This window comes from Rhizobium sp. YAF28 (assembly GCF_052113285.1).
GTDB lineage: Bacteria > Pseudomonadota > Alphaproteobacteria > Rhizobiales > Rhizobiaceae > Rhizobium.
Window position 1 is genome coordinate 316598 of record NZ_JBFRCX010000008.1, and the last position, 12712, is coordinate 329309.

Genomic DNA, 12712 nt, shown 5'->3' on the forward strand with positions numbered 1-12712 from the left:
TCCCGTTCAGTCGCCAGATGGCAGGCATCCCATTTCCGGATGCAGATACCGTCGTTCATCAAGCGGGAGATGAATGTCGGAGAATTCTCTCCCGCTTTTTTCAAGGAGGAGGAATATCATGACGATCAAGAGACGTGAATTTCTTGCTGCTTCGGCAGCCGCAGCCGGCGTCGCCGGTCTGGGCATCAGGCCTTCTTTCGCACAGGCCGAACCGACCTATAAGCCGGAAAACGGCGCGAGCCTGCGCCTGCTGCGCTGGACACCCTTCGTGAAAGGTGATGAGGAAGCCTGGCTTGCAAACACCAAGAAATTCACTGAGGCGACCGGTGTCGAGGTCCGCGTCGACAAGGAGAGCTGGGAGGACATTCGCCCAAAAGCTGCGGTTGCGGCCAATGTCGGTTCCGGTCCTGATCTCATCATGTGCTGGTTCGACGATGCTCATCAGTACCCGGACAAGCTGGTCGACCTGACCGAACTCGCCAATTATCTCGGCAACAAATATGGCGGCTGGTACGATGGCGTCAAAGGTTATGCCTCGCGCGGAGATACGTTCATCGCCATGCCGCTGACGGCGATCGGCAATGCCGTGGTCTATCGCGACAGTCATGTGAAGGCGGCTGGCTTCAGCGAATTCCCCAAGGATACTGCAGGCTTCCTTGAGCTTTGCAAGGCGATGAAGGCTAAGGGCACGCCCGCCGGCTTCCCGCACGGAAAGGCTGTCGGCGACGGCAACAACTATGCCCATTGGCTGCTCTGGAGCCACGGCGGCAAGATGGTCGATGAAGGCGGCAAGGTGACGATCAACAGCCCGGAAACGCTGGCTTCGATCAACTATGCCAAGGAGCTCTATGCGACCTTCATTCCGGGCACAGAAAGCTGGCAGGACGTCAACAACAACCGCGCCTTCCTCGCCGGCCAGGTTTCGCTGATCGCCAACGGTGTGTCGGTCTATTACACTGCCAAGGGCGATCCCAAGCTCGCAGAAATCACCAAGGACATTCGCACGACGAACTTCCCGATCGGCCCGGTCGGCCAGAGCGTCGAGCTTTACCAGACAAGTTCGCTGCTTCTCTTCAAGCACAGCAAATATCCTGAAGCAGCAAAGGCCTACATCAAGTTCATGATGGAAGCCGATCAGATGAATGCCTGGATCCAGGGCTCCAGCGCCTATTGCTGCCAGCCGCTCAAGGAATTCGCCAAGAACCCGATCTGGACTGCTGATCCGATCCATGCGCCTTACGCGCGCGCCTCGGAAAAGCTGCGCCCGAACGGCTATGCCGGCCCGCTCGGCTATGCCTCGGCCGCGACCATGGCCGACTACGTGCTGGTCGACATGTATGCCGCGGCCGTCACCGGCCAGAGGTCGCCAGAGGATGCAATGAAGGAGGCCGAGCGCCGGGCGAACCGCTACTATCGCGTCTGATCCTATTTTTCCAAGACTTGCGGCATGCCGGAAACGACGTGCCGCAAGTCTCTAGGGCATATCGCAATCTGGAGATAAGCAATGTCGACGGTGAATTCCGGAGATACGCGCGGACCGACATCCTCGCTCCTGCAGAACAACAACGTGCTCGGCTTCCTGTTCATGCTGCCGGCGGCGGTCTTCCTGGTCTGCTTCCTGACCTATCCGCTGGGGCTCGGCGTCTGGCTCGGCTTCACCGATACGCGCATCGGCCGCGACGGTATCTTCATCGGGTTGGAGAACTACCAATACCTGATGGAGGATGACGTCTTCTGGCTGTCGGTCTTCAACACCGTCCTCTACACCTTCGTCGCTTCGATACTGAAATTCGTGCTTGGTCTCTGGCTGGCGCTGCTTCTGAACCAACATTTGCCGTTCAAGAGCTTCTTCCGGGCGATCGTGCTTCTGCCCTGGGTCGTGCCGACCGTTTTGTCCGCCCTGGCCTTCTGGTGGATCTACGATTCCCAGTTTTCGATCATTTCCTGGTCGCTGATGGAGCTTGGTCTCATCGACGCGCCGATCAACTTCCTCGGTGATCCCACAAATGCGCGCATTTCAGTCATTATCGCCAATGTCTGGCGCGGCATTCCCTTCGTGGCGATCTCGCTGCTTGCCGGCCTGCAGACCATTCCGGTCTCGCTACAGGAGGCAGCGTCGCTTGACGGGGCGACCAGCTGGCAGCGCTTCCGCTATGTGACGCTGCCGATGTTGACGCCGATTATCGCCGTCGTGATGACATTCTCAGTGCTCTTCACCTTCACGGATTTCCAGCTCATCTACGTGCTGACCAAGGGTGGGCCGGTCAACGCCACGCATCTGATGGCAACATTGTCCTTTCAGCGCGGAATTCCCGGCGGCCAGCTCGGCGAGGGTGCCGCGATCGCAGTCGCGATGATCCCCTTCCTGCTCGGCGCGATCATGTTCAGCTTCTTTGGCCTGCAGCGCCGCAAATGGCAGCAGGGCGGACAGGATTAGGGAAATTCCAGCAAAAGCGTGCAGCGGTCTTGCGTCAGAATTGCGTGAAAACAAAGAGACAGGGCATTTCCATGGATCGAAGAAACGGAAATGCTCTAGGGAGGAAGATATGTCGACCAATTCCAACACCGCCAATGTCGTCCTGACCGACAATGCCGAAGGTATGAGCTACCTGAACCGCCTGCCACGGCGGGTGGTGATGCTCTACCTGCCGATGGCGGTTTTCGTCTTCGTGCTGCTCTTCCCATTCTACTGGATGGCGGTCACCGCGGTGAAGCCGAACGAACAACTGACCGACTACAGCAATTACAGCCCGTTCTGGGTGGTCGGGCCGACGCTTGCACATATCAAATATCTGTTCCTCGAAACGTCCTATCCGGGCTGGATGTGGAACACGATCCTCGTCGCAGTCTGCTCGACCCTCCTGTCGCTTGTTGCGTCGGTCTTCGGCGCCTATGCGATCGAGCGCGTGCGCTTCACCGGCTCCCGTTCCATCGGCCTCGTCATCTTCCTTGCCTATCTCGTGCCGCCGTCGATCCTGTTCATTCCGCTTGCCTTCATCGTCTTCAAGCTCGGGATCTATGACTCGCGGCTCGCGCTGATCTTCACCTATCCGACCTTCCTCATTCCCTTCTGCACCTGGCTTTTGATGGGTTACTTCCGCTCGATCCCGTTCGAACTGGAAGAAAGCGCACTGGTGGATGGCGCCAATCGCTGGCAGATCCTGACGAAGATCATCCTGCCATTGGCAGTGCCCGGCCTGATCTCGGCCGGCATCTTCGCCTTCACTCTGTCGTGGAACGAGTTCATCTACGCCCTGACCTTCATCCAGTCGTCGGAGAACAAGACGATCCCCGTTGGGGTGCTGACGGAGTTGGTGCGTGGCGATGTGTTCGAATGGGGATCGCTGATGGCGGGAGCTCTCTTCGGCTCGCTGCCCGTCGTCATCCTCTATTCATTCTTCGTGGACTATTACGTCTCGTCGATGACAGGCGCCGTCAAGGAATGAAAAAGGGGCAAAAGCTGCTCCTTTTCGCTCCTAACGGTTATTCCTCTTACGCCATTGCGCAAACTTTTCGCGCGGTGCTTCGCTGGTCGCCGGGTAGAGCCCGATGATGGTCGCGCCGCCGAGCACCTCCTCGGTAACGAAATCCTCGTAGGCCGTCATCTCGACGGCCTCGTCGGCGATTTCCTCCGCAAGATACAGGGGGATGACCACGACGCCCTCATTGTCGCCGACCACAACGTCGCCGGGGAAGACAGGAACATCGCCGCAGCCGATCGGGACATTGATCTCGATCGCCTGATGCAGGGTCAGGTTGGTCGGCGCCGAAGGCCGGTGATGATAGGCAGGAATATCGAGACCGGCGATTTCGGGGCTGTCGCGGAAACCACCGTCGGTCACGACGCCGGCAACACCGCGCACCTGCAGGCGCGAGACGAGGATCGAGCCGGCGGAGGCAGCACGCGCATCCCGCCGGCTATCCATGATCAATACGGCGCCCGGCGGGCAGCGCTCGACGGCGGCGCGCTGGGGATGTTCCGGATTGCGGAAGACATCAAGCGTGTTCAGGTCTTCGCGCGCCGGGATATAGCGCAGCGTGAAAGCCTGACCGACCATGTTGGTCTTCTTCGGTGAGAGCGGGCGCACGTCCTGGATGAACTGGTTACGCAGGCCGCGTTTGAAAAGAGCGGTACAAAGGGTCGCAGTCGAAACGCCCTTCAGCTTCTCACGCGTCTGCTGGCTCAAAGTGGTGGTCATATCTTGTCCTCCTGAAATCAATAGATATCCGGCTCGTCGGGGGTGGGGCCAAAGCCGGTTTCCAGAAAATCGAAATCGCAGCCCCTATCGGCCTGGGCGATGTGGCGTGCAAACATCCAGCCATAGCCGCGGCCAAACTTTTCCGCCGGCTTGACCCAGGCTGCACGGCGGCGCGCCAGTTCATCATCGTCGACAAGCATGTCGATACGGCGGGCTTCAAGATCGAGGCGAACGATATCGCCGGTTTTCAACAAAGCGAGCGGGCCGCCCACATGCGATTCCGGCGAAATATGCAATATGCATGCGCCGTAGCTCGTACCGCTCATGCGTGCATCCGAGAGGCGCAGCATGTCGCGATAGCCCTTCTTCAGCAGCGCCTTCGGCATTGGCAACATGCCCCATTCCGGCATACCAGGGCCGCCCTGCGGGCCGGCGCCACGCAGAACCATGACGTGATCCGGGGTAATGTCGAGGGTTTCGTCGTCGACAGCCTTCTTCATATCCGGATAGCTGTCGAAGACGAGGGCGGGGCCCTCATGCTTGTGAAAGCGCGGATCGCAGGCCGCGGGTTTGATGACGGCGCCGGTCGGTGCAAGATTGCCTTTCAGCACCGCGAGCGACCCCTCATGGTAGAGCGGATTGTCGAGAGAGCGGATGACATCGTCATTATAACATCTGGCACCCTCAAGCGTTTCGCCGAGTGTTGCACCGGTGACCGTCATCGTCGAGAGATCGAGCTTGGAGGAGAGCTTTGCCATCAGCGCCCTCAGGCCGCCGGCATAATAAAAATCCTCCATCAGATAGGTCTTGCCGGTCGGGCGGATATTGGCGAGCACAGGCGTTGTACGGCCTGCATGGTCGAGATCGTCAAGCGTCAGCGGTATGCCTGCACGGCGTGCCATCGCGACCAGATGCACGATGGCATTGGTGGAACAGCCTGTCGCCATGGCGACCGTCACGGCATTGTCGACTGCCGCCTGTGTAACGATCTTAGCGGGCACGAGGTCTTCGAAGACCATCTCGACGATGCGCCGGCCGACCGCCGACGACATGCGGATATGGTTGGAATCGGCGGCCGGAATGGAACTCGCACCCGGCAGCGTCAGCCCGAGCGCTTCGGCGATTGCCGTCATCGTGCTCGCCGTGCCCATAGTCATGCAGTGGCCGTAAGAGCGGGCGATGCCGGCCTCCACCTCGACCCACTCGGTTTCGGAAATCGTGCCGGCACGGCGCTCGTCCCAGAATTTCCATGCATCCGAACCGGAGCCCAGATATTCACCGCGATAATTGCCGCGCAGCATCGGGCCAGCCGGCAGGTAGATCATCGGTAGGCCCATGCTGAGCGCACCCATGACAAGACCGGGAGTCGTCTTGTCGCAGCCGCCCATCAGCACCGCACCATCGACCGGATGTGAACGCAGCAGTTCTTCCGCCTCCATGGCGAGCAAGTTGCGATAGAGCATGGTCGTCGGCTTGACGTAGCTTTCCGACAGCGACAGTGCCGGCAGTTCGAGCGGGAAGCCGCCGGCCTGGAAGATGCCGCGCTTCACATCCTCGACGCGATGCTTGAAATGCGCATGGCAGGGGTTGGCATCTGACCAGGTGTTGAGGATGGCGATGACGGGTTTGCCAGCCCATTCCTCCGGCGCGTAGCCCATCTGCATGGTGCGCGAACGGTGGCCTGAACTTCTGAGGTCATCGGGCGCGAACCATCTGGCGCTGCGCAGCTTGGAAGGTGTCTTCCTGGCCTTCATTGTTTTGAAGTCCTGTCTCGAACTGAAGAAAATGCCGTCCCGTTTCTGGCGCAACGGCTTTGCATTGGCTTAACTAAAGCACTAATGTATCAGTGCATCAAGTCACAAAATATGTTTAAACGGTCGGCAGTGCTTCGACAGGATGGATGGCCAGGCGTGAAAGTTAACCGGACGCAATTTGCCCTCGACCGAACGCGCCAGGTCGCGCCGCAAATTCTTGAAATCCTTCGTTCCCGCATTCTCTCCATGGATCTGACGCCGACAACGGTTCTGTCCCGCATCGCGCTGCAGAGCGAGTTCAATGTCAGCCAGACGCCGGTGCGCGACGCCCTGATACGGCTTGAAGAGGAGGGACTGGTCGAGGTCTATCCGCAATATGCGACTGTTGTCGCCAAGATCGATATCGACCACGCCACCCAGGCGCATTTCCTCAGGCTGTCGATCGAACTCGAGGCGGTCCGCCGGCTGACGCTCGAAAGCCCGGCCGAGACGGCGCAGGTATTGGAGCGGGTGCTTCGGCAACAGGAGGCGGTGGCCTCGGCGGATCAGTTTGACCAGTTCGATTCATTCGACAGGGATTTCCATCGCACGCTCTTTGAGCGCAGCGGCATTCTGGGCCTCTGGGCAACGGTGCGGCGTCTGAGCGTCCATCTCGACAGGCTGCGCCGCCTCAACCTGCCGATGCCCGGCAAGTTGGAGACGGTGCTTGCCGATCATCGTGCGATCATTGAAGCGGTTCGCTCCGGCGAGCCTGAATGGGCGGTCGCGGCCATGCGCAAGCACCTGTCCGGCACGCTGTCGATCATCGATCTCATCTGCGAACAATATCCCGATTTCGTCCAGCGCTAAGGACAGCCTCAGGGAGCAGGCAGCGCAGCAGATGGCCGGAGGCGTCGCTCTGCTCCGGATCGGCCATGCGTCGCGTGGTGACGAAGACCGTGCGCGGCATTGTCCGGTTCATCACGAGCTTGGTCGGGTGGGTTACCGGTAGCTCCACCGGCTCAAGCGGCTCACTCGATGGCGCAAAGCGCAGCAACTGCGAGCCGCCGACACCGGCAATCCAGTAGACGCCGTCCTCATCGACGAATGCGCCATCGGGCCGTCCAGCAAAGGCATGCGTGGTCGCAAAGACCCGCCGGTTGGACGGCGTGCCGGTGGCAAGATCGTAGTCGCAGGCCCAGATGGCCTGAACCGAAGGATGGGAATCGGAAAAATACATTCTCTGCCGCATCGGATCGAAGGCCAGGCCATTCGGTGTCCAGAAATCTTCGAAGACCCGGCGGTGGCTAAAATCGGGCTCGATGCAGAAGATTGCTCCCGCTGGCGCTGCCATCTCCCGCTGCATCGTGCCGGCCCAGAGCCGGCCGGCGGGGTCGAGCGTCCCATCGTTGAAGCGGACATCCGCGCGGCTTTCCGGCGCGCAGACGCGCTTGAACAGGCCTGTCCGCTGATCAAAGAGGAAAATGCCGGTCGCAAGGCCTGCGAGCAACGTTCCATCTGTCCGCAACGCGATGCAGCCGACTGCTTCGGGTGCGTCCCATGTCGAGGTCTTGCCGGTTGCCGAATCGGTGCGAAGCAGCCTGCGGCCATCGGTATCAACCCACCAGATGCAATTTTCATTCTCCGACCAGACCGGGCTCTCGCCGAGATGCGCCCAGTGGTCGGAGAAGACTTCGAATGTGATCGTCATTTCGCCCCAGGCTTGCCTCGCCGTGTCCGCACCAAAAGAAGGGAATTCTGGATCAAAAAAAATCGTAATTCTAGCTAAGCTTATTGGAATTCCAGAATCGTATTCTCAAACGCCGACTGCGTAGGACCAATAACTTAAGTAGGTGCCCGCGACCTGCGTTTCCAGTTTCAGCCCTGCGATGACATCCAAACTAATTGAGATTTTATCCAAACGAACGGGATTTTGGCGTGGGCGGCGGACAAGGATCCTCTGGGGAACGACGTGAGCATTACCATCAAGACTGGCCTTATGGCGCTCGCCCTGCTTGGTTCGACGGCACTGACCGCGGTCACGGCCCAGGCAGCCGACAAGGAAATCAGCTGGATCTATTGCGGCGACACGATCCTCAGGGATGAGGTTTGCGCGGCAGCTTTTTACGCGACGGGTGGTAGCGGCTGTCAGGACTGCGGGTGTGGGATCCGCCACGATGAATGGTTGTGTTTTCCCCATCCATGTTCTCGGTAACCAGAAGATCGGTCACCATCAGTCCTTCAAGCGACGACATAATCTTGTCGTCGCTTGTCGCACCAGCAATTCGTCTCAGACTGCCATGTTCGAAGCTGCCGACATCACCTCCCGCGGGGCGGGGCCGCCGAACATATGGCGGCCACCATCCTCGACTTCGGTGAAACACCAACGCACGACGCCATCTCGATCGAGCAGAAATTCGCCGACAAGTTGGCCGTGGCCGGTGGCGATCATCTGCGTGTCGTCCTCGGTGAATTCATAGCCATCCGCCTTGTCGAGATATTCCACCGCCTCCATCACGCCCATGGGCGCCGGAAGCTCGCCCGGCATGTCGATCTGCATCGAGGACACAGTGCTCATGCTGACTTTGTGCGGCCAGTCGTTCTCGTTTTCCGTGAACTGAAGGTTCGGCAGGCCGAAGGCCTTGTGCGATACCCGTTCCGGATCGGAAGCCGCCAGCAGATTGGGAAGCGGGTGGTAGCGGAAATAGAGGCGGGCGCGATCGATCGGCGTGTTGACGACGGTCAGGCTATCGATGCCTTTCTCCTGTAGGGCATTGGTGAGTTCGGCCATAGCGGCGATCTGCCGGCGACAGAAGGGGCAATGCAGTCCGCGGAACAACCCGACGAGCACCGGCTTCTGGCCGCGAAAATCGTCAATAGCGATCTTGCCCTGGCGGGTGATCGCATCCAGCACTACGTTCGGCGCGCGATCTCCTGGCTGCAATGGTTTTGCTACGTGGTTCTCCTGCATCTTTCATTCCTCCCTTTATGCGTTGGATACGATTCTCCTCATCGATCTCCTGCAGTCGTTGCAACGGGGACAGTCAGTCGAGGAACGGCAATACGACGAGCGTGGCTGGATCGAGGTTGTGGCGGATGCATACATCCTGTGCCAGCGTGAAATACCGTTCCGCCTCGTCTATGTCGTCATGCTCGAGGCTGAGTGTCGCCAGACCATCATAGCACGGAAAGAGCAATTGCGGCTCGTCAATTTCCTTCGCAACCTCAAGGGCTTCCTCGTAATACTTACGAGCTAGCTTCGGCTGCCCATGGCACTGATGAATCTGGGCGAGCACAATCAGCGGCACGGAGAGATGATCGCGCTGATCGAGCGCCCGGTCGATTTCGACGGCCTTTTCCGCCGCCGGCACGCCTTCGGCGGCGCAGCGATCGGTGAAAGTGCAGCAGGAGACTGCGAGATTGGCGAGAAGGCGCGCCTGGAAGCCGAGATCGCCGATACGGGTCGCCACCTCTAGTCCGCGCCGGCAGATCCTGATGGCGTTGCCCGGATCGACGATGGTGTAGAGGACACCGAGATTGGAATAGGCGCGACAGGCGGCACTTTGTAGATCGGCCTTTTCGGCGACGGAAAGACTGTGTTCCACTTCCTGCACGGCATCGCGCCGCCGCCCGAGCCGCGCAAGTGCGACACCCTTGGTGTTCAGCGCCTCCGCCATCGCGCGCGCTGCCTCCCGTCCGGCCTCAGTCGTTCCGTCGATCGGTAGCGTTTGCAGGCGTTGTAGGGCTTGCGTGGCCCACTCGGCGGCAGCGGCCTGATCCCCCATGCGGAAGGCCAGATGACCGCGCTCCTGTAGAAGATGCGCATGTTCGACCGGCGCATCGATCGCCGCGATCAGTGCTTCAGCCTCGGCGCAATGTGTCTCCGCTTGATCGCGGCGCCCGGCATCGAGATGCAGGCGGCCGATCTTTCGCAGTATCCTAGCTGCGGCGATAGGGTCGTCCTTGGAGCGATGGATCGCAAGCGCGCATTGGTAATGGTTCAAGGCAGCGTCGCGCAGACCGGCCGGGCCGCAGAGATCGGCAAGGCGCTCCAGGAGTGCCGGTTGCTCCGGCGTCACCTCCGCTTCGTTTGCGAAGGCAGCAAGCGCCTGGCGGTAAAGGCGCATCGCATCGTCATTGGCGTAGGTCTTGCGCGCCAGATCGCCCGCCGCCATCAGATAGGCTGCTCCCTTGGCTCTTTCGGTGGTTAGGCTGAAGTGGTGGCCGAGCAGCGCCAGATGCTCGGGCCGGTCGGGAGAGGCGCCATATTGGCGTTCCAGAAACTGGCCGATCCGTCGATGAAGCTCCATGCGTCTTTGCAGCAGGAGATTATGGTAGATGACGTCATGCATCAGCGTCTGGCTGAATCGATAGCCCGGCGATACAGCGGCATCGGGGCCGCGCAGTTCCTCGATGATATTGGCGTCGCAGAGGTAATCCAATGCAGCATCGATGCCGGCCGGATCGGTGGCGACGGTGCGCAGGAGCGCGGTATCGAACTTCGGTCCCACCACCGCCGCCTCTTGCGCCGACCGCCTTATCTCCTGCGGCAGACGATCGACGCGGGCAAGCAGCAGCGCTTGCAGATTGACCGGGATATCGACATCCATGTCTTCGGCCGCAACATGCCAGTGCTGACCGTCATGATGCAACGTGCCAATGTCGATCAGTCCCCGAAGGATTTCCTCGATGAAAAGCGGATTTCCACTGGCCCGCTCAAGGATGCGCTTTCGCATCGAGATCGGCAGCTTTCCGTGAGCCTCGCCGAAAAACGCGGCAAGCAGCTTCTGCCCGTCGGCTGCCATGAGCGGACCAAGGCGTTGCACGGTGACGCTGACACGATCGGAATTCAGCGGGTCGGTCTGCGATGTCGGCCGGTAGATCGCAAGCAGCATCAGCCGGCTGCGCTCCAGCCGGTCCATCATGAAGCGAAGCACTTCCAGCGAGGCGGCGTCCGCCCAATGCAGATCCTCGATAACGAGCAGCAGCGGACCCTGTCCCAGCCGCCGCTCGAAGACGGTGCGGACCGCATAGAAGATCTGCCGCCGCAACTGCTCCGGCTCGATATGCCGCAACGCGCCGTCGGGGTCACCGAGGCCGAGGACATGCAGGAAGAGCGGCAAAAGCCCCTCGACTTCCTCCTGCGTGAAATCCAACGCGCGAAACCCCGTCGACAGCAGTTGCCGCGTCCTGTCGGGATCATCCCGCTCGCCGACGCTGTAGGCGCTCCGCACCACGGCGGCAAGCGTACCATAGGATTGTTCGCCGAGGGGAGAGCAAGTGGCTTTGCGAATGGCGAGGCCCGGGAAACGGCCGGCATTGCCGGCGATTGTCACGAATTCATTCGCCAGGCGTGATTTGCCGATGCCCGCTTCGCTGATCAAGCGAACAAGCTGTGCCGTGCCGCCGCAGGCAAGATCGAGGCATGTCAGCAACCGCGACAGTTCCGCGTCCCGTCCGATCATCGGCGCTTGCAGGCCGAAACTTTCAAGCCCCCGCGCGGTATGCGGCGCTTCCAGGAGCCCTGTCAGTCGATGGACATGGACGTTACCACTTTTGCCCCGCAGTGTCTGTGCGCCGAGACTATCGAAGGCAAAGGCATGACGGGTGAGGCGATAGGTCAGCGGCCCGACGAGGATGTCGTTTTCGCCGGCCATGGACTGCAGGCGCTGTGCCGTATTCACCGTGTCGCCGGTGACAGAATAGGACTTTGCGCCAACCGCACCGAAACCGCCGGTGACGACAGGTCCGCTATTGATGCCGATATGCAGCCGCAGCGGTACGCGGGCGCGTGAACGCCAGCGCGTGCCGACCTCGGTGGCCCGATCGATCATGTCGAGCGCCGCGTTAAGCGCTCGGATCGGATCGTCCTCATGCGCCACAGGCGCGCCGAACAACGCCAGCAGCGCATCGCCGACGAACTTGTCGACGAAGCCTCCATAAGTTTCAACCGCCCGGGTCATCTCTTCGAACAATTCGTTCTGCAGCGCCCGCATGACTTCGGGGTCGATCTGCTCGCTCAGAGTGGTGAAGCCGCAGAGATCGGCAAAGAGCACGGTCACCGGCCGCCGATCGGCATCGCTGTCTGATTTTTCCGGTACCGCCACCTCGGTACTTGACTTCAGGACGGGCTGCATTTTGCTGGCAAGCGACGCGCCGCAATGGGGGCAGAAGGCGAAATCGGGCTGACATGAGTAGCCGCAGCCAGCACACAAGAGCGGCTGCTTTGCGCCGCATCGCGGACAGAAAGCAAAACCCCTTTGAATGTCGAAACCGCAGCCGGCGCATTCCATCGCACGCGTCTCACGACGAGCCCACTTTGTTCGGCTGATCAGCCGCTACTGGCGGGCTTCAAAAGCGAAGACAAGCATGAACCTGCTGCCACTTGCCTGCAAGCACTAAACAAGTGGTCGGATTGACGTGTCAGCGTTGAATATCAGGCTGCGAACGGGATCTGAAGCGCACGTCAAACGGCGTCGCCTCGCCCTGACAGAAACTGCCGAAATCGTTCGGATTTCGGCTGCGTGAAAAGCTCGGCAGGCGCGCCGGCTTCTTCGATGACACCCTCGTGAAGAAACTTTATTGGAAACGTCGCGCGCAAACGCCATCTCGTGCGTCACGATCAGCATAGTGCGGCCATCGGGACCGTCGACCACCGTCACCACCTTCATCGAATTCTCCTCTTCTTCCGAACGGGGATCATAAGTGGAAAATCCCAGGTCTGAATGGCCCAATTTGACGGGGGCACGTCATGCTACGCAAAGAGGTTCTAAAGCGCTA

At 60.2% G+C, this 12712-nt stretch carries 10 protein-coding genes and 1 pseudogene; 5 read left to right on the plus strand and 6 right to left on the minus strand.

The annotated features are described in order from the left end of the window. The first annotated feature begins 118 nt into the window (after nucleotides 1-118). The 3 genes from AB4Z13_RS20305 (at nucleotide 119) to AB4Z13_RS20315 (ending at nucleotide 3446) form a co-directional block, all read left to right on the plus strand. The gene (locus tag AB4Z13_RS20305; protein WP_113322551.1) at nucleotides 119-1423 is read left to right on the plus strand and encodes an ABC transporter substrate-binding protein; all 1305 of its coding nucleotides are present in this window, start codon (nucleotides 119-121) and stop codon (nucleotides 1421-1423) included. An 81-nt stretch (nucleotides 1424-1504) separates the two neighbouring features. Next, the gene (locus tag AB4Z13_RS20310) at nucleotides 1505-2437 is read left to right on the plus strand and encodes a carbohydrate ABC transporter permease (RefSeq protein ID WP_113322550.1); all 933 of its coding nucleotides are present in this window, start codon (nucleotides 1505-1507) and stop codon (nucleotides 2435-2437) included. Between the two features lie 109 nt (nucleotides 2438-2546). Next, on the plus strand, nucleotides 2547-3446 hold the full coding sequence (locus tag AB4Z13_RS20315) for a carbohydrate ABC transporter permease (protein ID WP_113322549.1): 900 nt from the start codon (nucleotides 2547-2549) through the stop codon (nucleotides 3444-3446). 30 nt (nucleotides 3447-3476) lie between these two features. Here the strand turns inward: AB4Z13_RS20315 and AB4Z13_RS20320 are convergent, their stop codons facing one another. Together AB4Z13_RS20320 and araD are read right to left on the minus strand one after the other, a co-directional pair. Beyond that, a complete protein-coding gene (locus tag AB4Z13_RS20320) occupies nucleotides 3477-4199 on the minus strand; it encodes a ribonuclease activity regulator RraA (RefSeq protein ID WP_442206624.1) in 723 nt (240 codons plus the stop codon). Nucleotides 4200-4216: 17 nt separating this feature from the next. Then, the gene (araD, locus tag AB4Z13_RS20325; RefSeq protein WP_442206625.1) at nucleotides 4217-5953 is read right to left on the minus strand and encodes an L-arabinonate dehydratase; all 1737 of its coding nucleotides are present in this window, start codon (nucleotides 5951-5953) and stop codon (nucleotides 4217-4219) included. Nucleotides 5954-6109: 156 nt separating this feature from the next. Here araD and AB4Z13_RS20330 point away from each other — a divergent pair, with 156 nt between their 5' ends. After that, nucleotides 6110-6802 carry a GntR family transcriptional regulator gene (locus tag AB4Z13_RS20330; RefSeq protein WP_113322547.1) on the plus strand — a complete coding sequence of 231 codons (693 nt, stop codon included), beginning with the start codon at nucleotides 6110-6112 and terminating at the stop codon, nucleotides 6800-6802. On the opposite strand, the gene AB4Z13_RS20335 is transcribed toward AB4Z13_RS20330, so the two are convergent. Further along, nucleotides 6765-7643, minus strand: a complete 879-nt coding sequence (locus tag AB4Z13_RS20335; protein ID WP_442206626.1) for an SMP-30/gluconolactonase/LRE family protein — start codon at nucleotides 7641-7643, stop codon at nucleotides 6765-6767. The genes AB4Z13_RS20330 and AB4Z13_RS20335 overlap by 38 nt on opposite strands. A 261-nt stretch (nucleotides 7644-7904) precedes the next feature. On the opposite strand from AB4Z13_RS20335, the gene AB4Z13_RS20340 reads away from it, so the two are divergent. Then, nucleotides 7905-8147: a hypothetical protein gene (locus tag AB4Z13_RS20340; protein WP_442206659.1), complete on the plus strand. Its 243-nt coding sequence runs from the start codon at nucleotides 7905-7907 to the stop codon at nucleotides 8145-8147. A gap of 75 nt (nucleotides 8148-8222) precedes the next feature. Here the strand turns inward: AB4Z13_RS20340 and AB4Z13_RS20345 are convergent, their stop codons facing one another. The 3 genes and pseudogenes from AB4Z13_RS20345 to AB4Z13_RS20355 form a co-directional block, all read right to left on the minus strand. Further along, a complete protein-coding gene (locus tag AB4Z13_RS20345; RefSeq protein ID WP_113325555.1) occupies nucleotides 8223-8903 on the minus strand; it encodes a peroxiredoxin-like family protein in 681 nt (226 codons plus the stop codon). A 73-nt stretch (nucleotides 8904-8976) separates the two neighbouring features. Then, the gene (locus AB4Z13_RS20350; RefSeq protein ID WP_442206627.1) at nucleotides 8977-12225 is read right to left on the minus strand and encodes an adenylate/guanylate cyclase domain-containing protein; all 3249 of its coding nucleotides are present in this window, start codon (nucleotides 12223-12225) and stop codon (nucleotides 8977-8979) included. A gap of 173 nt (nucleotides 12226-12398) precedes the next feature. Further along, nucleotides 12399-12573 (minus strand): annotated as a pseudogene (locus tag AB4Z13_RS20355) (histidine/lysine/arginine/ornithine ABC transporter ATP-binding protein); the annotation flags it as partial. Between the last annotated feature and the right edge of the window lie 139 nt (nucleotides 12574-12712).